The 20,675-nt window shown below is 72.6% G+C and carries 18 protein-coding genes; 12 read left to right on the plus strand and 6 right to left on the minus strand.

Features of this window, described 5'->3' with window-relative positions; all coding sequences use genetic code 11:
• Positions 1-28 precede the first annotated feature (28 nt).
• On the minus strand, positions 29-1,825 hold the full coding sequence (locus ACFW01_RS25745; RefSeq protein WP_384507028.1) for an AMP-dependent synthetase/ligase: 1,797 nt from the start codon (positions 1,823-1,825) through the stop codon (positions 29-31).
• Positions 1,826-2,118: 293 nt separating this feature from the next.
• On the opposite strand from ACFW01_RS25745, the gene ACFW01_RS25750 reads away from it, so the two are divergent.
• From ACFW01_RS25750 to ACFW01_RS25775, 6 genes are all read left to right on the plus strand, one after another.
• Positions 2,119-2,916, plus strand: coding sequence for a metallophosphoesterase (locus tag ACFW01_RS25750; protein WP_384507031.1), 798 nt, complete (start codon positions 2,119-2,121; stop codon positions 2,914-2,916).
• A gap of 156 nt (positions 2,917-3,072) precedes the next feature.
• Positions 3,073-3,513, plus strand: coding sequence for an SRPBCC family protein (locus ACFW01_RS25755; protein ID WP_384507034.1), 441 nt, complete (start codon positions 3,073-3,075; stop codon positions 3,511-3,513).
• Positions 3,514-3,990: 477 nt separating this feature from the next.
• Positions 3,991-5,163 carry an ArsA family ATPase gene (locus ACFW01_RS25760; RefSeq protein WP_384507037.1) on the plus strand — a complete coding sequence of 391 codons (1,173 nt, stop codon included), beginning with the start codon at positions 3,991-3,993 and terminating at the stop codon, positions 5,161-5,163.
• Between the two features lie 66 nt (positions 5,164-5,229).
• On the plus strand, positions 5,230-5,766 hold the full coding sequence (locus ACFW01_RS25765) for a DUF5304 domain-containing protein (RefSeq protein ID WP_234953800.1): 537 nt from the start codon (positions 5,230-5,232) through the stop codon (positions 5,764-5,766).
• A 54-nt stretch (positions 5,767-5,820) separates the two neighbouring features.
• Entirely contained in the window at positions 5,821-6,774 is a 954-nt protein-coding gene (locus ACFW01_RS25770; protein WP_122614970.1) for an ROK family glucokinase, read from the plus strand.
• A 129-nt stretch (positions 6,775-6,903) separates the two neighbouring features.
• Positions 6,904-7,665: an endonuclease/exonuclease/phosphatase family protein gene (locus tag ACFW01_RS25775; protein ID WP_234953798.1), complete on the plus strand. Its 762-nt coding sequence runs from the start codon at positions 6,904-6,906 to the stop codon at positions 7,663-7,665.
• A 46-nt stretch (positions 7,666-7,711) separates the two neighbouring features.
• Here the strand turns inward: ACFW01_RS25775 and ACFW01_RS25780 are convergent, their stop codons facing one another.
• Entirely contained in the window at positions 7,712-8,326 is a 615-nt protein-coding gene (locus ACFW01_RS25780; protein ID WP_234953796.1) for a hypothetical protein, read from the minus strand.
• Positions 8,319-9,122, minus strand: coding sequence for an alpha/beta hydrolase (locus ACFW01_RS25785; protein WP_384507043.1), 804 nt, complete (start codon positions 9,120-9,122; stop codon positions 8,319-8,321). The genes ACFW01_RS25780 and ACFW01_RS25785 overlap by 8 nt, the downstream gene beginning before the upstream one ends.
• Positions 9,123-9,270: 148 nt before the next feature.
• Between ACFW01_RS25785 and ACFW01_RS25790 the strand changes: the two genes are divergently transcribed.
• From ACFW01_RS25790 to ACFW01_RS25810, 5 genes are all read left to right on the plus strand, one after another.
• Positions 9,271-10,089, plus strand: a complete 819-nt coding sequence (locus ACFW01_RS25790; protein WP_384507122.1) for a lysophospholipid acyltransferase family protein — start codon at positions 9,271-9,273, stop codon at positions 10,087-10,089.
• Between the two features lie 39 nt (positions 10,090-10,128).
• Positions 10,129-11,370 carry a MacS family sensor histidine kinase gene (gene macS / locus ACFW01_RS25795; RefSeq protein ID WP_234953793.1) on the plus strand — a complete coding sequence of 414 codons (1,242 nt, stop codon included), beginning with the start codon at positions 10,129-10,131 and terminating at the stop codon, positions 11,368-11,370.
• Positions 11,363-12,040, plus strand: coding sequence for a response regulator (locus tag ACFW01_RS25800; protein WP_384507047.1), 678 nt, complete (start codon positions 11,363-11,365; stop codon positions 12,038-12,040). The genes macS and ACFW01_RS25800 overlap by 8 nt, the downstream gene beginning before the upstream one ends.
• Before the next feature lie 52 nt (positions 12,041-12,092).
• Positions 12,093-13,121: a 6-phosphofructokinase gene (locus tag ACFW01_RS25805; protein WP_384507050.1), complete on the plus strand. Its 1,029-nt coding sequence runs from the start codon at positions 12,093-12,095 to the stop codon at positions 13,119-13,121.
• Between the two features lie 101 nt (positions 13,122-13,222).
• A complete protein-coding gene (locus ACFW01_RS25810) occupies positions 13,223-14,218 on the plus strand; it encodes a 2-hydroxyacid dehydrogenase (protein ID WP_234953789.1) in 996 nt (331 codons plus the stop codon).
• On the opposite strand, the gene ACFW01_RS25815 is transcribed toward ACFW01_RS25810, so the two are convergent.
• The 3 genes from ACFW01_RS25815 to ACFW01_RS25825 form a co-directional block, all read right to left on the minus strand.
• Positions 14,170-16,053 (minus strand): anthranilate synthase family protein, encoded by a 1,884-nt coding sequence (locus tag ACFW01_RS25815; RefSeq protein ID WP_384507055.1) that lies wholly within the window; start codon positions 16,051-16,053, stop codon positions 14,170-14,172. The two genes, ACFW01_RS25810 and ACFW01_RS25815, sit on opposite strands and share 49 nt — an antisense overlap.
• 106 nt (positions 16,054-16,159) lie before the next feature.
• The gene (locus ACFW01_RS25820) at positions 16,160-16,258 is read right to left on the minus strand and encodes a trp operon leader peptide (protein WP_384507125.1); all 99 of its coding nucleotides are present in this window, start codon (positions 16,256-16,258) and stop codon (positions 16,160-16,162) included.
• A gap of 37 nt (positions 16,259-16,295) precedes the next feature.
• Positions 16,296-19,124, minus strand: a complete 2,829-nt coding sequence (locus tag ACFW01_RS25825; RefSeq protein ID WP_384507058.1) for an N-acetylmuramoyl-L-alanine amidase — start codon at positions 19,122-19,124, stop codon at positions 16,296-16,298.
• A gap of 176 nt (positions 19,125-19,300) precedes the next feature.
• Between ACFW01_RS25825 and ACFW01_RS25830 the strand changes: the two genes are divergently transcribed.
• Complete coding sequence (locus ACFW01_RS25830) at positions 19,301-20,653, plus strand: class II 3-deoxy-7-phosphoheptulonate synthase (protein ID WP_234953784.1); 1,353 nt, start codon at positions 19,301-19,303, stop codon at positions 20,651-20,653.
• Positions 20,654-20,675 lie beyond the last annotated feature (22 nt).

Raw genomic sequence — 20,675 nt, forward strand, 5'->3', positions numbered from 1 at the left:
CGCCGAAGCGGCACCCCACTAGGCGCCTTCACTTGGCGTAAATCGCCTCGATCTCCCCCGCGTAATCCTTGGCAACGACATGCCGCTTCAGCTTCAACGACGGCGTCAAGTGCCCGGAATCCTCGGTGAACTGAGCCCCCAGCACCCGGAACCTCCGTACCGACTCCGCCTTGGAGACCGCCGAGTTCCCGTCATCGATCGCCGACTGGATCTCGGCGAGCAGCTCCGCGTCGTCCCGCAGCGACGCCGCCGTCGAGCCGGCCGGCTTGCCGTGCTCCGCGCACCACCGCCCGAGGAACTCCTCGTCGAGGGTGACCAGCGCACCCACGAAGGGCCGCCCGTCGCCGACCACCATGCACTCCGCGACCAGCGCGTGCGCGCGGATGCGGTCCTCGATCACGGCCGGGGCGACGTTCTTGCCGCCGGCGGTGACGATGATCTCCTTCTTGCGGCCGGTGATCCGCAGATACCCGTCCTCGTCGAGGGTGCCGATGTCCCCGGTGTGGAACCAGCCGTCGGCCAGCGCCTCGGCGGTCGCGCCCGGGTTGTTCCAGTACTCCTTGAACAGGTGCTCGCCGTGCAGGAGCACCTCGCCGTCGTCCGCGATGCGCACCACGGAGCCCGGCAGCGGCTGACCGACCGTGCCGATCTTCTGCCGGTCCCAGGGGTTGAAGGCGGTGGCGGCGCAGGACTCGGTCAGGCCGTAGCCCTCCAGGACCGTGAAGCCGATGCCGCGGAAGAAGTGACCGAGCCGCTCGCCGAGCGGCGCGCCGCCGGAGATGGCGTACTCGCCGCGTCCGCCGAGGACCGTGCGCAGCTTGCTGTAGACGAGCCGGTCGAAGACCTTGTGCTTGATCTTCAGGCCGACGGACGGCCCCGACGGCGTGTCCAGCGCGCTGCTGTACGCGATGGCGGTGTCCGCCGCCTTGTCGAAGATCTTGCCCTTGCCGTCGGCCTGCGCCTTGGCGCGCGCCGAGTTGTAGACCTTCTCGAAGACGCGCGGCACACCGAGGATCAGCGTCGGCCGGAAGGCGGCCAGCTCGTCGGTGAGGTTCTTGATGTCGGGGACGCAGCCCAGCTTGATCGGCGCGATCATCGGCGCGACCTGCACCAGCCGCCCGAAGACATGGGCGAGGGGCAGGAAGAGGAGGACGGAGCACTCACCGGTGCGGAACAGGGGGCGCAGGCGCTCGACCACGTTCCCGCACTCGGCGAAGAAGCTGCGGTGGGTGAGGACGCAGCCCTTGGGGCGGCCGGTGGTGCCGGAGGTGTAGACGATGGTCGCGGGGTCGTCGGCCTTCGCGATCGAGCCGCGCTCCCCGACGGCGCGGTCGGTGACGTCCTGGCCGAGGCGCCCCAGTTCCTCCACGCCGCCGGCGTCGATCTGCCAGACGTTCTTGAGGGCGGGCAGCGCCTCGCGCACCGACTCGACGACGGCCGAGTGCCCGGCCGACTCCACGACGCAGGCGGTGGCCCCCGAGTCGCTGAGGATCCACTGCACCTGCTCCGGCGAGCTGGTCTCGTACACCGGCACGGTGATCGCGCCCGCGCTCCAGATGGCGAAGTCCAGCAGCGTCCACTCGTAGCGGGTGCGGGACATGAGGCCGACCCGGTCGCCCGGCTGGACACCGGACGCGATCAGGCCCTTGGCGGCGGAGTGCACCTCGGCGAGGAAGTCGCGGGCGGTCACGTCCTGCCAGGCGCCCGACACCTTGCGGGAGATGACGGCGACGTCGGGATGCTGCGCGGCGTTTCTGCGGACGATGTCGGTCAGGTTTCCGTCCGCGGGGACCTCGTACAAGGCCGGAAGGCTGAACTCGCGCAAGACTGCTGCTCCTCATAGGGCGCCGGCGCCACGACACTGTGTGATGCGACGGTGCGGTCCAAGGCTCGGGCTGGTGCTCGGGAGGTGGTTGAAATCCTGAGCACGACTGGACTGCCCGGACGTTACCCGTCGGTATGCGTTCTCCGACAGGGGGTCCCCGCGAGATGTTCGACGCGTCACACGGATGGGGTTTCCTTTGCGCACAGTAGTCGACGGATCAACCGACCAGCCAGTAACCGCAGGTCCGACCGCCACTGTTCACAAGAGGCGCGCGCTGCTTACGCTTGATCACCATGGCACCCACACCGGCCCGTAACACGAGCACGCGCGTCCACGTGGTGAGCGACGTGCACGGCAACGCCCGCGACCTGGCCAGGGCCGGCGAGGGCGCCGACGCCCTGATCTGCCTCGGCGACCTGGTCCTCTTCCTCGACTACGCCGACCACTCGCGCGGCATCTTCCCCGACCTGTTCGGCGTCGCGAACGCCGACCGCATCGTCGAGCTGCGCACCGCCCGCCGCTTCGCCGAGGCGCGGGAGTTCGGGGCGGGGCTGTGGGCGGGCGTCGGCGAGGACCGGTCGAAGCTGATCGAGGGGGCGGTGCGCAAGCAGTACGCCGAACTGTTCGCCGCCTTCCCCACCCCGACGTACGCCACCTACGGCAACGTCGACATGCCGCCGCTGTGGCCCGAGTACGCCCGCCCCGGCACGACCGTGCTCGACGGGGAGCGGGTGGAGATCGGCGGCCGGGTCTTCGGCTTCGTCGGCGGCGGCCTGCGCAGCCCGATGCGCACGCCGTACGAGATCAGCGACGAGGAGTACGCCGCGAAGATCGAGGCCGTCGGCGAGGTGGACGTGCTGTGCACCCACATCCCGCCCCAGGTGCCGGACCTGGTCTACGACACGGTGGCGCGGCGCTTCGAACGGGGCAGCCGGGCGCTGCTGGACGCGATCCGGCGGACCCGGCCCCGGTACGCGCTGTTCGGGCACGTGCACCAGCCCCTGGCCCGCCGCATGCGCATCGGCGCCACCGAGTGCGTGAACGTCGGCCACTTCGCGTCGACCGGGCGGCCGTGGGTGCTGGAGTGGTGATTTTTCCGACCGGGGCCGCACAGGCAGGTGGTGGCCGTCGCGGCGTCCGTGCGCGATAGCCTTCACGCGGCACACACGTGCGCCCCACGGGCGCACGGGACCCGAGACGACTCACGACGACACCTGTACCGGCCCGCATCCGGAGGAGCCACGGCGATGGCGGAACACACCAGCTCGAGCATCACCATCGAGGCGGCACCCGCCTACGTCATGTCGGTGATCGCGGACTTCGCCCGCTACCCGGACTGGACCGGCGAGGTGAAGGAGGCCGAGGTCCTCGCCAGCGACGGCCAGGGGCGCGCCGAACAGGTCCGGCTGGTCATGGACGCCGGCGCGATCAAGGACGACCAGACGCTGGCGTACACCTGGACCGGCGAGCACGAGGTGTCCTGGACGCTGGTGAAGTCGCAGATGCTGCGCTCACTCGACGGCTCCTACCTGCTCCGCCCGGCGGGCACGGGCACCGAGGTCACCTACCGGCTCACCGTCGACGTCAAGATCCCCATGCTCGGCATGATCAAGCGCAAGGCCGAGAAGGTCATCATCGACCGCGCGCTGGCGGGCCTGAAGAAGCGAGTGGAAACCCCGGCGAAGTAGCCGTCGCCGCAGCGGGTGCTCCGCCGCGGCCGACCGTGCCGCTCGGGCGGCACCCGTCCGCAGGAGAGCGCACCCCGCCACGCCGGGCTGCGACACCCACCCCGGCCCGCACGGACCCCGCACCCCTTCGACGCCGGACGCGACCACTCGCACGCGGGCTGGACGTGGCCACCCGCACGCTGGCCGGACGTGGCCACCCGCACGCGGGCTGGACGTGGCCACCCGCACGCACGCCGGACGTGGCCACCCGCACGCGGGCTGGACGTGGCCACCCGCACGCACGCCGGACGTGGCCACCCGCACGCACGCCGGACGTGGCCACCCGCACGCGGGCTGGACGTGGCCACCCGCACGCACGCTGGACGCGGCCCCCGCACCCACGCCGGACGCGGCCCCCGCACCCACGCCGGACGCGGCCCCCGCACCCACGCCGGTCACGAGCCGACCAGGCGTCCCGCGAAGGTAGCGTTCAGCCTCATGCGCACCATCCTGATCACAGGCCCCGGCGGCAGCGGCCGTACCACCGTCGCGGCCGCCACCGCGCTCGCCGCCGCCCGGCAGGGCACCCGCACCCTGCTGCTCGGCACCGACCGCGACGACACCCTCGGCGCCGCGCTCGGGGTGCGCACCGGCCCGGCGCCGACGACCGTCGAACCCCACCTCACCGTCTGGCGGCCGGACGCCGCCCAGGGGTTCCGGGACGGCCTCGCCGCGCTCCAGGACCGCGCCTCCTCCGCCCTCGACCTCCTCGGCGCCGCCCGCCTCGACCCCGAGGAACTCACCCCCCTCCCCGGCGCCGACGAACTCGCCCTGCTGCGCGCCCTGCGCGACGCCGCCCTCGCCGAGCGGCACGATCTCCTCGTCGTCGACCTCCCGCCCGCCCCGCGCGCCCTCGCCCTGCTCGCCGCCCCCGAGGAGCTGCGCCGCTGCCTGCGCCGGCTGCTGCCCCCCGAGCGGCAGGCGGCCCGTGCCCTGCGCCCCGTCCTCGGCAAGCTCGCGGGCGTCCCCATGCCCGCCGAGGCGCTGTACGAGGCCGCGGCCCGCTGGGACCTGGAACTCGCCGCCGCCGAAGCCGTCGTCGCCGACCGGAACACCGTCGCGCGGCTGGTCGCCGAACCCGGCCCGGCGGGCGCCGACGCCATCCACGCCACCGTCCTCGGCCTCGCCCTGCGCGGCCTCCGTACCGACCTGCTGGTCGCCAACCGCGTCCTGCCCGAGGAGGTCCCGGCCGACAGCTGGCTCACCGGCCCCCTCGCCCAGCAGCGCAAGACGCTGGAGGAGTGGCGGGGCACGTACGACGTCCGCGCGCTCCCGCACCTCGGCCGCGATCCGCGCGGCACCGACGACCTCGCCGCGCTCGGTGCGCCGGGCCCCGGCCCGGCCGTCACCCCGGTCGAGTGGCCCGTCACCGACCGGCTGGCCGAGGACGGCGTCCTGGTCTGGCGCATCCCGCTGCCCGGCGCCGTACGCGAGGAACTCGACCTGGTCCGCCGCGGGGACGAACTGGTCGTCGCCGCCGGACCGTTCCGCCGGATCGTTCCGCTGCCGTCCGCGCTGCGCCGCTGCACCGTCGAGGGGGCCGCGCTGCGGGAGGGCACGCTCGCCGTCCGGTTCGCGCCTGACCCGCAGCTGTGGCCGCGGGGGCGCTGATCCCGCCACGGGGCCCGAGTCCGTTCGGGTAACGTCGTAAGGACGAAACGTAGTCAGGAGTCCGTCATGAGCGAACAGCTCCCCCCGTCCGAGGCCCCCCGCCCCGACGAGGCCGACGGGGCCGACGCCGCGCGACCGAGCGACGCCGACGCCTGGGCGACGGCGTGCGCCGAGGACCTGGAGTCGGAGAAGGCCCGCCGCCGTGCCGAGTACGGGGTACCGCCCGGCTCGGCCGCCGAGGAGCTGCGCCGGCTCGTCGACACCGTGGCGGACAAGCTGTCCGGCCTCCAGTCCCCGCTGCTCGGCCAGGTCGCCGGACCCGCCGCCCAGCAGGTGTTCCGGCAGGTCGTCCAGCAGGCCAGGGCCGCCGTCGAACCGGTCATCGAGCGCAACCCGGACGTCTTCGACCACCTCGCCGCCGCCGGCGGCGAACTCCTCGCCGCCTACCGCTCCGCCGTCCAGGACCAGGAACGCCGCTGGACCACCGGCGACTCCCCGGCCAAGGACCCGCGCGACCCCCGCGACCAGGCCGAACGCCGGGACGGCGGCGGCGACGACGGCGACGAGGGCACCGGCCCGGGCCAGCGCATCGACCTGGACTGAGCCCCGCCTCGGGTACGGTTGCCCATAGCGGGGCTCGACCGAACTGAGGGATTCATGGGACTCACCATCGGCGTCGACATCGGCGGCACGAAGATCGCGGCCGGCGTGGTCGACGAGGAAGGCAACATCCTCTCGACCCACAAGGTGCCGACCCCCAGCACACCCGAGGCCATCGTGGACGCCATCGCCTCCGCGGTGGAGGGCGCACGCGTGGGGCACGAGATCGTCGGAGTGGGCATCGGCGCCGCCGGATACGTCAACCGCCAGCGCTCCACGGTCTACTTCGCGCCCAACATCGACTGGCGCCAGGAACCGCTCAAGGAGAAGGTCGAGGCCCGCGTCGGCCTCCCGGTCGTCGTGGAGAACGACGCCAACGCGGCCGCCTGGGGCGAGTACAAGTTCGGTGGTGGCAAGGGCCACCGCAACGTCATCTGCATCACCCTCGGCACCGGCCTCGGCGGCGGCATCATCATCGGCAACAAGCTGCGCCGCGGTCACTTCGGCGTGGCCGCCGAGTTCGGCCACATCCGCATGGTGCCGGACGGGCTGCTGTGCGGCTGCGGCTCGCAGGGCTGCTGGGAGCAGTACGCCTCCGGGCGGGCCCTGGTGAGGTACGCCAAGCAGCGCGCCAACGCCACCCCCGAGCGCGCCGAGGTGCTGCTCGCGCTCGGCGACGGCACCCCCGAGGGCATCGAGGGCAAGCACATCTCCGTGGCCGCCCGCCAGGGCTGCCCGGTCGCCGTCGACTCCTACCGTGAACTGGCCCGCTGGGCCGGCGCCGGCCTCGCCGACCTGGCCTCCCTCTTCGACCCGTCCGCCTTCATCGTCGGCGGCGGCCTCTCCGACGAGGGGGACCTGGTCCTCGACCCGATCCGCAAGTCCTACAAGCGGTGGCTGGTCGGCGGCAACTGGCGCCCGGTCGCCGACGTGGTCGCCGCACAACTCGGCAACAAGGCGGGCCTGGTCGGTGCGGCCGACCTGGCCCGGGAGCCCGACCCGATCATGTAGACCGAGGATCGCCGTACGCCCAAGGGGCGCGGGGAACTGCGCGACAGGCCACGACGCACCGGCGGTCGCCCACCAACCCCGCGCCCCGGGCTGTCCGGCGCAAGATCCGCGGTCCCGTAAATTGACCGCATGGCGACATCCCTCCCCCCGCTCCCCAACTCCCGTACCGAACCAGACGGTTCCGCCGTCCTCCGCGTCCTCAGCTACAACATCCGCTCGATGCGCGACGACACCGACGCCCTCGCCCGCGTCATCACCGCCTGCGCCCCCGACCTCGTCCTCCTCCAGGAGGCCCCCCGCTTCTTCCGGTGGCGCAAGAAGCTCACCCGGCTCGCCGACGCCTCCGGCCTGGTGCTGCTCTCCGGTGGCGCCCCCGCGGCCGGCCCCGCGCTGCTGTGCTCCCTGCGGGCCACCGTCGAGCGCACCGAGGACGTGCTGCTCCCGCTCACCCCCGGCCGGCACCGGCGGGGCCTCGCCACCGCCGTGGTCCGGTTCGGCGGCGCCCGCCTCGGTGTCCTGAGCTGCCACCTCTCCCTGGAGGCGGAGGAGCGCCACGAGCAGGCGGGCCTGCTCCTCGACCGGCTGGCCGCCCTGGACGTCCCGCACGCGGTCGCGGGCGGCGACCTCAACGAGCGCCCCGGCGGCCGCACCTTCCGGCGCCTCGGCGACGGCCTGCGGGACTGCTGGACCGCCGCGCCCTGGGGCGGCGAGTACACGTTCACACCCACGGCGCCCGACCGCCGCATCGACGCCGTCTTCGTCACCGAGGGCGTCGAGGTGCTGGGCTGCGGCGTGCCGCTGGGACTGGCCGGGGTGGCCGAGGCGGACCTGAGGGCGGCCACGGACCACCTCCCGGTCCTGACCGCCCTCCGCGTACCCGCGACGCCCTGAGCCCGGGCGCCGCTGAGCCCGGGCGCCGGCCGAGCGTCGACAGACCCTAGACCACCGCGCCCCGCCCGGGATCGTCGTCGTCCTCGTCGTCCGTCCGCATCCGCATGACCAGCGTGGCGAAGCCGCCGAGGAAACCGCCGATGCTGAGGGTCGTCAGCCACCAGGTCATGTCCCAGCCGAACAGCACCGCCAGCAGGAGCAGCACGGGCCCGCCGAGCACGCCCAGCCAGGCGAACTTCGCGGTGGGGTCCGCCTCGGGCAGCGGCGGCGGCTCGGGCGGCACGAAGTGGCCCTCGTCGTCCTCGTCGAAGTCGTCGTCGGACGGCTCGGCCGGCGTGTGGTCGCGGGGACCGACGCCGGGCGCGAACGCGACGGAGCTGCCCAGCGGCCGGGCCGAGGACGGCTGGTCCGGCGCGGGCTTCTCGTCGTTCGTCTCGGGCTCCAGGAGCGCCAGGTCCTCGACCGACTTGAACGGCTTCGCGCCCGGCGGGTCCGGGGGCTCGTCCCCGTACCCGGCGACGATCGCGGCCCAGGCGGCGTCCTCGTCGAGGGGCACGCCGCCCTGCTCCTCGGGCCCGCGGTCCGCCGCGCGCTCCCGCCCCTCGGGGTGCTCCCGCTCCCGCTCCTCGCGGTCCTCGCGGTCGGAGTCGTGCTCAGCCACCTGCGGCCGTCCCTTCCTTGCCGATGCCGGGCTCCGGCTCCCTGACGGAACCGGGCGCGAGCCGGCCGATGAACGCGACGCTCTCCGCGAAGATCCGGTCCGCATCGTGGTCCAACGTCGCCACGTGGTAGCTCTGTTCCAGCAGGACCTCCGTCACGTCCGTGGAGGACACCCGGCCGAGGATCCGCGCCGAGTCGGCCGGCGGCACCACGTGGTCCTGCGGGCTGCGCAGCAACAGCAGCGGCTGCGTCACCTGCGGCAGGTCGCCGTCGGCGAGACGGAAGTACGAGCGCAGCGAGTGCGCCGCGTGCAGCGGCACCCTGTCGTAGCCCAGCTCCGAGCCGAGCGGCTTGGCGATGTCGCTGGCGATGCCCTTCGTCGCCGGCAGCAGATGGCGCACGAGGGGCAGGGCGTGCTGGGCCACGCCGTGCATCCGGTTCGCCGGGTTGACGACCATGACGCCCAAGACCGCGTCCCCGTGCTTGGCGGCGAGCCGCAGCGCCAGCGCGCCGCCCATCGACAGGCCGGCCACGAAGACCCGCGCGCAGCGCTCGCGCAGGGCGCGCAGCTCGCGGTCCACCTCCGCGTACCAGTCCTGCCAGCCGGTGACCTGCATGTCCTGCCAGCGGGTGCCGTGCCCGGGCAGCAGGGGCAGCGCGACGGTCAGGTCGCGGGCGGCGAGATACCGCGCCCAGGGGCGCAGCGACTGCGGGGAACCGGTGAAGCCGTGACAGAGGAGGACGCCGGTCTCCCCGCCCTCGTGGCGGAACGGCTCGGCTCCGGGCAGGACCGACACGTCTCGGTCTCCTGTCGTCAGATACTTGCGGGTACTTCACCGTACGCGACCGCACTGACACCGACCAGGGCCGTCGGGGCCATTGACGGTGCCCCGGGATAGAGTCTGACCCACAGACACAGGAGGCAATCGGTTGTTGTACGGCGCGATGAAGGTCACCGTCGGGGGTTCGCTGAAGCTCGCCTTCCGGCCCTGGGTGGAGGGCCTGGAGCACATCCCGGCCGACGGCCCCGCCATTCTGGCGAGCAACCACCTGTCGTTCTCCGACTCGTTCTTCCTGCCCGCCGTCCTCGACCGCAAGGTGACCTTCATCGCCAAGGCCGAGTACTTCAACACCCCCGGCGTCAAGGGACGGCTCACCGCCGCGTTCTTCAAGGGCGTCGGCCAGCTCCCGGTGGACCGCTCCGGCGTGCGCGGCGCCGGCGAGGCCGCCATCCGCAGCGGCATAGAGGTCCTGGAGCGCGGTGAGCTGTTCGGCATCTACCCCGAGGGCACGCGCTCGCCCGACGGCCGCCTCTACCGGGGCAAGCCGGGCGGGCTCGCGCGCGTCGCGCTGGCCACCGGCGCGCCCGTGATCCCGGTCGCCATGATCGACACCGAGAAGATCCAGCCGCCCGGCCAGGTGGTGCCGAAGCTGATGCGGCCCGGCATCCGCATCGGCCGGCCCCTGGACTTCTCCCGCTACCAGGGCATGGAGCACGACCGCTTCGTGCTCCGCGCGGTGACCGACGAGGTCATGTACGAGATCATGAAGCTCTCCGGCCAGGAGTACGTCGACATGTACGCGACCGCGATGAAGCGGCAGATCGCGGACGCGGCCAAGGCCGAGAAGGAGGCGGGCAAGGCGGCGAAGGCCGCACTCGCCCAGGCGGAGAAGGCCGAGAAGGACGAAAAGGCCGGGAAGGACGACAAGGCCGGCAAGGCCGACAAGGCCGAGACTGCCGAGAAGGACCCGACCGGGTCGTAGCCCCGGAGACCGGTATCCCGGGGGAGGGGGAGGGGGGACATGGCCAGGCGCGAGAGAGTCATGCGGATGTCGGTCGAACAGCCGCTGTGGCGCGCGCTCGCCGGCTACCGCGTGCTGACCATGCTGTACGCGATCGGCTTCTTCGCCACCGCCTACTCCGGCTTCACCCGCCCCTGGCTCGCCGTCGCCTACTACGCCCTCCTGTTCGTCTGGACCCTCGCCACCCTGCCGAAGGTCGCGGGCGCCGCGAGCTGCACCAAGCGCTTCCTCGCCGCCGACCTCACCATCGCCGTCACCGGCATCCTGCTGACGCCCCTCGCCGACGCCCACGAGCGGGTCATGGACGGCGGCCCCACCCTGCCGTCGATATGGACCGCCGGGTCCGTCCTGGCCTTCGCCATCAAGGGCGGCTGGCGCTGGGCGGCCGTCGCCTCCACCCTGGTCGCCGTCGCCAACCTGGTCGAACGCGGCACCCCGGCCCGCGACACCGTGCACAACGTGATCCTCGTCTGGGTCGCCTCCATCGCCATCGGCTACGTCGTCGAGGTCGCCCGCGCCTCCGAGCGCACCCTCGCCCGCGCCCTGGAGATCGAGGCGGCCACCAGGGAACGCGAACGGCTCGCGCGGGACATCCACGACAGCGTCCTCCAGGTGCTGGCCATGGTGCAGCGGCGCGGCGCCGTCATCGGCGGCGAGGCGGCCGAGCTGGGCCGGATGGCCGGTGAGCAGGAGGTGGCGCTGCGCACCCTGGTCTCCGGCGGCCTGGTGCCGGTCTCCCGCGTCTCCGAGGACACCGCCGAGGGCGCGGTCGTCCGGGCGGTGGAGGAACCGGATCCGGCGGACCCGGACGGCCCCGTCGACCTGCGGACCCTGCTCGCCCCGTACGCCGGCTCCCTCGTGCACCTGGCCGAGCCGGGCGCGCCCGTCCCGCTGGCCCCGGCCGCGGCGCGGGAGCTGGCGGCGGCCGTGGGGGCCGCCCTGGACAACGTACGCGTGCACGTCGGCGAGCGGGCGCGGGCCTGGATCCTGGTCGAGGACGAGCCCGACGAGGTGATCGTCACCGTCCGCGACGAGGGACCGGGCATCCCGGACGGGCGGCTCGCCGAGGCCGAGGGCGAGGGGCGGCTCGGGGTCGCCCTGTCGATCCGGGGCCGGCTGCGCGACCTCGGCGGCACGGCCGAACTGATCTCGGTGCCCGGCCAGGGCACGGAGGTCGAACTGAGGGCACCGAAGGAAACCGGCGGCGGCGCCGCCCGGGGGAAGGCAGCGGACCATGAGTGAACGACGGGAACCGATCAAGGTCATGGTGGTCGACGACCACCCGATGTGGCGCGACGCGGTCGCCCGGGACCTGGCCGAGTCCGGCTTCGACGTGGTCGCCACCGCGGGCGACGGGGACCAGGCGGTGCGCCGCGCCCGGGCCGCCGCGCCCGAGGTCCTCGTCCTCGACCTCAACCTGCCCGGCAAGCCCGGCGTCCAGGTCTGCAAGGAGGTCGTCGGCGCCGACCCGAGGCTGCGCGTCCTCGTCCTCTCGGCGAGCGGGGAGCACGCCGACGTGCTGGAGGCGGTGAAGTCCGGCGCGACCGGCTACCTGCTGAAGTCGGCGTCCACCGAGGAGTTGCAGGACGCGGTGCGCCGTACGGCCGTCGGCGACCCGGTGTTCACGCCGGGACTGGCCGGCCTGGTCCTCGGCGAGTACCGCCGCCTCGCCTCCGAACCCGCCCCCGCCGCGGACGCCGGTGAACCCGGGGCGCCCCGGCTCACCGACCGGGAGACCGAGGTGCTGCGCCTGGTCGCCAAGGGCCTGAGCTACAAGCAGATCGCCGAGCGCCTCGTGATCTCCCACCGCACCGTGCAGAACCACGTCCAGAACACCCTGGGCAAGCTCCAGCTGCACAACCGGGTCGAGCTGGTGCGGTACGCGATAGAACGCGGTCTGGACGACGCCTGACCCCACGCGGGACAGTGGCCCCAACCACTCACCCTCCCAAAGGGGTTGTGCGATGAAGGTCGGAGTACTGACCGGAGGCGGCGACTGCCCCGGGCTCAACGCCGTCATCAGGGCCATCGTCCGCAAGGGAGTCCAGGAGTACGGCTACGAGTTCACCGGCTTCCGGGACGGCTGGCGCGGCCCCCTGGAGGGCGACACCGTCCGCCTCGACATCCCGGCCGTCCGCGGCATCCTGCCCCGCGGCGGCACCATCCTCGGTTCCTCGCGCACCAATCCGCTCCAGCAGGAGCAGGGCATCCGGCGCATCAAGGAGAACCTGGCGAAGCTCGACGTGGAGGCGCTCGTCGTCATCGGCGGCGAGGACACCCTCGGTGTCGCCACCCGGCTCGCCGACGAGTACGGCGTGCCCTGCGTCGGCGTTCCCAAGACCATCGACAACGACCTGTCCGCCACCGACTACACCTTCGGCTTCGACACCGCGGTCGGCATCGCCACGGAGGCCATCGACCGGCTGCACACCACCGCCGAGTCCCACATGCGGGTCCTCGTCGTCGAGGTCATGGGCCGGCACGCCGGCTGGATCGCCCTGCACTCGGGCCTGGCCGGCGGCGCCAACGTCATCCTCATCCCCGAGCAGCGCTTCGACGTCGAGCAGGTGTGCGCCTGGGTGACCTCCCGGTTCCGGGCGTCCTACGCCCCGATCGTGGTCGTCGCCGAGGGCGCGATGCCGCGCGACGGCGACATGGTGCTCAAGGACGAGTCGCTCGACTCCTACGGCCACGTCCGGCTGTCCGGAGTCGGCGAATGGCTGGCCAAACAGATCGAGAAGCGCACCGGCAACGAGGCCCGCACCACCGTCCTCGGCCACGTCCAGCGCGGTGGCACGCCCAGCGCCTTCGACCGCTGGCTCGCCACCCGTTTCGGGCTGCACGCCATCGACTGCGTGCGCGACGGCGACTTCGGCAAGATGGTCGCCCTGCGCGGCACGGACATCGTCCGCGTCCCGATCGCCGACGCCACGGTCCGCCTGAAGACCGTCGACCCCAGGCTGTACGAGGAGGTGGGCGTCTTCTTCGGCTGATCAGCTGACCGGCTGACCGGCCGACTGTACGACCGGCTGACCGGCGACTCCGGGCGGCAAGTCGTATATTCGGCCCGGAGTCCACCGGAAGGGGAGCGGTCATGGAGATCCTGGCCTTCGGCGTCCAGGCCGACGAGCAGCCCCTGATCGAGCGGGCCTTCCGCGACGCCGAGGAGGTCCGTTGCCTGGACGTCTTCCTCAACGAGGACACCGCCCCCATCGCGGCCGGCCACGAGATCATCTCGACGTCCGTCAACGCCGACCTCGGCGAGGGCGTCCTGGAGATCCTCGCGGCCGGCGGCACCCGGATGGTGGCCCAGCGCTCCACCGGCTTCAACAACATCGACCTGGACACCGCCGAGCGGCTCGGCCTGACCGTGGCGAGGGTGTCGTACTACTCGCCGTACTCGGTCGCCGAATTCGCCTGGGCGCTGGCCATGGCCGTCAACCGCCGGATCGTCCGCGCCTCCACCCGCACCCGCGACTTCGACTTCCGCCTGCACGGCCTGATGGGCCGGGACATGCACGGCCGCACCGCCGGTGTCGTCGGCACCGGCAAGATCGGCGAGGCCTTCGCCCGGATCGCCCACGGATTCGGCATGCGCCTGCTCGGCTGGGACGTCGCCGAGAACCCCGCCTGCGCGGAACTCGGCATGCGCTACGTCCCGAAGGACGAGCTGCTCGCCCGGTCCGACCTGATCACCCTCCACGTCCCGCTGGTGGCCGAGACCCGGCACCTGATCGACGCGGCCGCCCTCAAGTCGATGCGCGACGACGCGATCCTGGTCAACTCCAGCCGCGGCGGCCTGATCGACACCGCCGCGCTCGTCGGCGAGCTGCGCGCCGGCCGTCTCGCGGGCGTGGGCCTGGACGTCTACGAGGCGGAGGCGGGCCTGTTCTTCCTCGACAAGTCGCTGGAACCCCTTGAGGACGACACCCTGGCCCGCCTCGTCACCTTTCCGAACGTCCTGGTCACCTCGCACCAGGCGTACTACACCGAGGACGCCGTCGGCCAGATCGTCGACGCGACGGCGCGCAACGTGCTCGACTACCGGGAGGGCCGCCGCTCGGAGAACGTGCTGGTCCCGCGCAGCTGACCGGCCAGCTCCCGCACGATCGCGGCGCCGTTCAGCGTCAGCACCGACTCGGGGTGGAACTGGACCCCGGCGAAGCCCGGCCCGCGCAGCGCGTGCACCTCGCCGTTCGCGGCGCGGCTCACCCCGATGCCGTGCGCGGCCAGCTCGGCGGCCGTCGCGTCGTCGCAGTGCGCGGTGAAGCTGTTGTAGAAGCCGACCGTCTCGCGCCGCCCGAAGAGGTCGATCTCCGTCTGCGCCCCCTGGTACGGCACCTCCTTGCGGACGAGGTCCAGACCCAGCTCCGCCGCGATCAGCTCGTGCCCGAGGCAGACGCCGAGGACACCGTGCCGGTGGTCCCGGACCACCTCGGCGGTCAGGGCGCGCAGGAAGCGCATCTTCGGGTCGTCGGGGTCCGACGGGTCACCGGGCCCCGGCCCCAGGACCACCGGCCCCTCGTGCCCGAGCACCGCCTCGCGCAGCCCCGGTTCGTCGTACCGCCGTACGCTCACCGCGAGCCCCGACGAGCGCAGCACATGCGCGAGCATCGCCGTGAAGGTGTCCTCGCCGTCGACGACCAGGGCGTGCCCGGCGAGCGCGTCGGCCGGTTCCTGCATCCGCAGCCAGAACGGGGCCAGCGAGGCCCGGCGCCCGTCCAGAGCCGCCCGCACCCTGGGGTCGTCGGCCAGCCTCGGCCGGCCCGCCTCCGCACGCGGCCGGGACGGGCGTACGCCGAGGGCCGCCAGTACCCCGGCAGCCTTGGCGTGGGTCTCCGCGACCTCGCCCGCCGGGTCCGAGCCGCGCACCAGCGTGGCGCCGACCGGCACCCGCAGCCGCCCGTCGGCGTCGATGTCGGCGGTACGGATCAGGATGGGGGAGTCGAGGGTCTGGGCGCCGCCGGAATCACGCCCCAGCAGCGCCAGCGCCCCCGCGTAGTAGCCGCGCCCCCCGGCCTCGTGCCGCGAGATGACCCGGCAGGCGTTCTGCACCGGAGAGCCGGTGACCGTCGCCGCGAACATCGTCTCCTTCAGCACCTCCCGCGCGTCCAGCGAGGAACGGCCGCGCAGCTCGTACTCGGTGTGCGCGAGGTGCGCCATCTCCTTCAGCCGCGGCCCGACGACCACACCCCCCATGTCGCCGACGGTGCACATCATCTTCAGCTCCTCGTCGACGACCATCGACAGCTCCTCGATCTCCTTGCCGTCGGCGAGGAAGCGGAGCAGGTGCTCGGGCGTGGGTCCCCCGGCGGGGTAGCGGTACGTCCCGCTGATCGGGTTCATGACGACCGTGCCGCCGGACATCCGCACGTGCACCTCGGGGCTGGCCCCCACCAGCGTGCGGTCCCCGGTGTGCACGACGAACGTCCAGTACGCGCCCCGCTCACCCTCCAGCAGCCGCCGGAACAGCGCCAGCGCGTCGGCCCGCCCGAACCCCGCGACACGGCCCCCGTACGTCCGCCGGATCACGAAGTTGGCGCCCTCGCCGGCCCCGATCTCCTCCTCCAGCACCCGGCCGACGATCTCCGCGTACTCCTCGTCGCCGACGTCGAAACCGCCGCCCTCGACGTGGACCTCGTGCGCGGGGAGCCGGTCCAGGGCCTCGGCGAGCGGGATGTCGTGCCGCTCCTCGGGGGTCAGCACGAGCAGCGGCGTGCCGTCGTCGCGGACGTCGAAGCCGCGCTCGCGGATCTGCCGGAACGGGACGAGCGCCAGTCCCTCGTCGGGCAGGCCGGCGAGTCTGTCGCGCTCGGTCACCGGGCCGAGCAGCAGTTCCACGGTGTCGTGATCGTGGCCCGGGGTGCGGCGGCGGAGCAGGGCGAACGGGCGGGAGTCGGCCAGGAGGCCGTCGAGCGGTGTCATGAGTCCGTGTCCTTCTCGGTTCGTCGGAGAGAGGAACGGACCCCGGTCGCGGAAACACCGAAGGCCGCCCCTCGGGCGGCCTTCGCGAGTCTTACGTCACGCGCAGTCAGCGGGCCGCCGGATGAGCGGTCCACCACCAGTTCTGGATCGAGTGCGCGAACATGCCGCAGACCCTACTGCATCCGCGCGCGGCGCCGCGGCACATCCCGGGACACGGGACGACCGCGGCGCCGCCCGCCACGTCAGACGATCATGTCGTACGTGTTCCACCCGCCGCCGATCCTGGACCGGCCCTCGAAGGGCTTCGCGGCGTTGCCGGTGCCCTGGTAGAACCAGAGGACGCCGTCCTTGCCCCGGGCGACCAGGTCGGGCACCCCGTCGCGGTTCAGGTCGCTGGGGCCGCGCAGCACGTCGTAGACGGACCAGCCGCCGCCGACCCTGCTCATGGCCTCGAAGGGCTTCGCGGCGTCGCCGGTGCCCCGGTAGAGCCAGAGCACCCCGCCCTTGTCGCGGGCGACCAGGTCGGCCCGGCCGTCACCCGTGAGGTCGCCGGTGTCGGCCAGCGCGTTGAAGACGGACCACCCGCCGCCGATCCTGGACCGGCTCTCGAAGGGCTTCGCGGCGTCACCGGTGCCCTGGTAGAGCCAGAGGACGCCGCTCTTGTCCCGGGCGACCAGGTCGGCCCTGCCGTCACCCGTGAGGTCCCGGGCGCCGGTGATCGTGTCGTACACCGACCAGCCGCCGCCGACCCGGGTGCGCTTCTGGAACGGCTCCGTCAGGTCGCCGCTGCCCTTGTAGTACCAGAGGACCCCGCTCTTGTCGCGGGCCACCGCGTCGCCGGTGCCGTCGGCGCGCAGCGCCGTGAGCGTCGTCACCGCGTCGTAGGCGTTCCAGCCGCCGCCGACGCGGAAGCGGCCGAAGAACGGGGCGGTGGCGCCGCCGGTGCCCTGGTACTGCCACAGCACGCCCGAGGCGTCCCGGCCGAGGATGTCGTACCGGTCGGTGCCGGGGTCGGGCGCGGTGCCCTTGACCAGCTGGACGTCGGCCGTGCGGACGTAGCCGATGCGGTGGTTGTAGCGGATCGGGTAGTACGTGGTGTCGCCCACGACCACCGTGCGCGAACCCTCGCCCGAGCCGTCGATGTTGCCGCTGTTGTAGTACGAGCCCTTAAGGGCCCCGCCGGCCGGCGCGTACTTCTGCCCGGCCAGGACGCCGTACTTCGTCAGCGACTCGTTGTTCTTGCTCTGGACCGGCACTCCGGTGCCCGCGTACGCGCTGTCCTCGGGGTAGGCGCGCCCGTACACCGGGACGGAGCCGGCCCCCGCCTTGGGCGTGACGACGTCCGGTGTACCGACGGAGGTGGCGAACTGGCCGCCCCGGTTGTGGAACCAGGCCTTCTTGCCGCCGTACCAGATGGCCGTCCAGTCCTGCCGGGCCTCGGCGACCACGAACTCGCCGCCGGCCAGGACCTTGTTGGCCCAGTTCCAGCCCTCGGTCCAGGTCTGGCTGCCCAGGTACGGGTCGGTCAGCGTGGCCGAGGAGGTGGACGGCGAGGAGTACAGGTACGTGAAGTTCGCCGGCTGCCCGGGGACCGCGGAGCCGCCGTTGGTGATCTTCGGCTGGTTCGCCGTGGTGAACGGCGGAACGACGCGGACCACCTGGCCGGCCCGGTACGGGCCGCCCGGGCCCTCGGCGCCGGTGGGGGCGCCCATCAGATCCATGTAGTGGTTCCAGTCCCAGAACGGGCCCGGGTCCCAGTGCTGCGACTTCACGTTGCCGTCCAGGACGCCCGGCACCTCGTCGTGGCCGATGATGTGCTCACGGTCCAGCGGGATGTCGTACTTGCCGGCCAGGTACTTCACCAGCGCGGCCGAGGACTCGTACTGCGGCTCCGTGTACCAGCTGCCGTCCTTGATCGCGTAGCCCTCGTGCTCCACGCCGATCGAGTGCATGTTGAGGGTCTTGTTGGCCGCGTGCCACGCCTCGTTCTTGTTCTCGACCATCTGGGTGACCAGACCGTCGGAGGCGCGGATCAGGTAGTGGGCGCTGGCGTACGACAGGGAGTTCTGGAAGACGCCGAGCGCGCTGCTGTAACTGCCCTCGGTGTCGTGGATCACGATCGAGGTGATCTCGTGGCCGGCCGTGGGGCGGCTCGCGACGTTGTAGTTGCCCCAGTCGTCGATGCCGCCGTTCTGCTTGTAGGCGGCGGGACGGAAGTCGCAGTTCAGGCCGGACGGGCACTCGGGGGCCGGTGCGGCGGAGGCCGCGGCGAGCTCGAGGTCGGCCGTCCTCTTCGGCTCCACCGCCGGGGCGGCCGGCAGGGTGAGGGACTGGCCGTCGGCGGTGACCCGCTTCTCACCGGTCTTGATCGAGTCGAAGACGCGCTGCGCGAAGAGCCGCGCGCCCTTGTGGTCCGGGGCCTGGCTGGCGCGGGCTACGGCCGGGTACCAGGCGCCCGGGTCCTCGGGCAGCGAACCGGTCGCGTCCTTCTGGTACTTGGCCAGCAGCGCGGCACCCGCCCGGATGCTCTCGCCGGCGTCGCTCCGCACCTCTGCGGCCGGCGCGTCGATGAGGCCGGCCGCCTCGTCCAGGGTGTGCAGCCGGGGGTCTTCGGTGTCGACGGGCTGCTCGTCGAGGCTCTTGAGCGCCTTGTCGGCGTCGAAGTTCTTCTCGACCACCGGGTCGCCGCTGCGGTTCATGTGCTCGAGCCGGTGCTCGCGCTCCTCGGCGGAGCCGCCGTCCTCCAGGTCCTCCGGATCGACGTCGGTGAGTCCCATCACGTTGTACGCGCCGGTGGTGCTCGGCAGCCCGTCGTGGTCCTCCCAGCGCGTCTGCCGGTACGAGACCGCCATGAGCACGCTCTGCGGGACGTCGAACTCCTCCGCGGCCTGCCGGAACTCGCTCTGCAGCCGGGCGCCCGGAGCCGCCGCGGCCCGGGCGGTGTCCGCGCCCAGGAAACCGGGTGAGGCCAGGGCCAGCGTGCCGGCCGTGGCGGCGACGGCCACCGCCGAGGCGACACCGTAGACGAGCAGTCTCTTCTTCTTGCGGTCTCTGCGATGCTCCGCGCTCAAATCCCCACCCCGATACGCGTTCGACATGTACGTGAGATGTCCGTGATCAGAACCTTGATCAGAACATCGAAGGCGCGTGAGGGTACCAACCCGGTCGCCGAGACCCCCACCGGGGTCCCGTCTCATCTGTCGAGCCGGGGCGCGGAGCGCGGGTCCGGACACCGTAGGGTTGAGGGGTGACCGTGAACGCTAAGACCAGCCCGAGCGCTGGCAACACCTGGCGAGACCTGCCCGCGGCGCAGCAGCCCGAGTACCCCGACACCGAGGCTCTGCGCGCAGTGATCGCGGACCTCGAGTCGTATCCGCCGCTCGTCTTCGCGGGCGAGTGCGACCAGCTGCGCGCCCGGATGGCGGCCGTCGCCAAGGGAGAGGCGTTCCTCCTCCAGGGCGGCGACTGCGCCGAGGCCTTCGACGGCGTGTCCGCGGACCACATCCGCAACAAGCTGAAGACCCTGCTCCAGATGGGCGCCGTACTCACGTACGCCGCGTCCGTGCCCGTGGTGAAGGTCGGCCGGATCGCCGGCCAGTACTCCAAGCCGCGCTCCAAGCCGACCGAGACCCGCGACGGCGTGACCCTGCCGACCTACCGCGGCGACTCGGTCAACGGCTTCGACTTCACCGAAGAGGCCCGGATCCCGGACCCCGAGCGGCTCAAGCGCATGTACCACGCCTCGGCCTCCACGCTGAACCTGGTGCGCGCCTTCACCACCGGCGGCTACGCCGACCTGCGCCAGGTGCACGCCTGGAACCAGGACTTCGTGAAGTCCTCCCCGTCCGGGCAGCGCTACGAGCAGCTGGCCCGGGAGATCGACAGCGCGCTGAACTTCATGCGGGCCTGCGGCACCGACCCGGAGGAGTTCAAGACCGTCGAGTTCTTCTCCTCGCACGAGGCGCTGCTGCTCGACTACGAGTCGGCCCTCACCCGGGTCGACTCCCGCACGGGGCAGCTGTACGACGTCTCCGGGCACATGGTGTGGATCGGCGAGCGCACCCGGCAGCTGGACCACGCGCACATCGAGTTCGCCTCGCGGATCCGCAACCCGATCGGCATCAAGCTCGGACCCACGACGACGGCCGAGGAGGCGCTCCAGTACATCGAGCGGCTCGACCCGGAGCGTGAGCCGGGCCGGCTGACCTTCATCGTCCGCATGGGCGCCGACAAGATCCGTGACCGGCTCCCCGAGCTGGTGGAGAAGGTCACCGCCTCGGGCGCGACCGTCGCCTGGATCACCGACCCGATGCACGGCAACACCTACGAGGCGGCCTCCGGGCACAAGACCCGCCGCTTCGACGACGTGCTCGACGAGGTCAAGGGCTTCTTCGAGGTCCACAAGGCGCTCGGCACCCACCCGGGCGGCATCCACGTGGAGCTGACCGGCGACGACGTCACCGAGTGCGTGGGCGGCGGCGACGAGATCTTCGTCGACGACCTGCATCAGCGCTACGAGACGGCCTGCGACCCCCGGCTCAACCGCAGTCAGTCGCTCGACCTGGCGTTCCTGGTGGCGGAGATGTACCGGGACCAGTGAGGCTGCGCCCCTTACGGGCGGT

This window comes from Streptomyces sp. NPDC058985 (genome assembly GCF_042740985.1).
Taxonomy (GTDB): domain Bacteria; phylum Actinomycetota; class Actinomycetes; order Streptomycetales; family Streptomycetaceae; genus Streptomyces.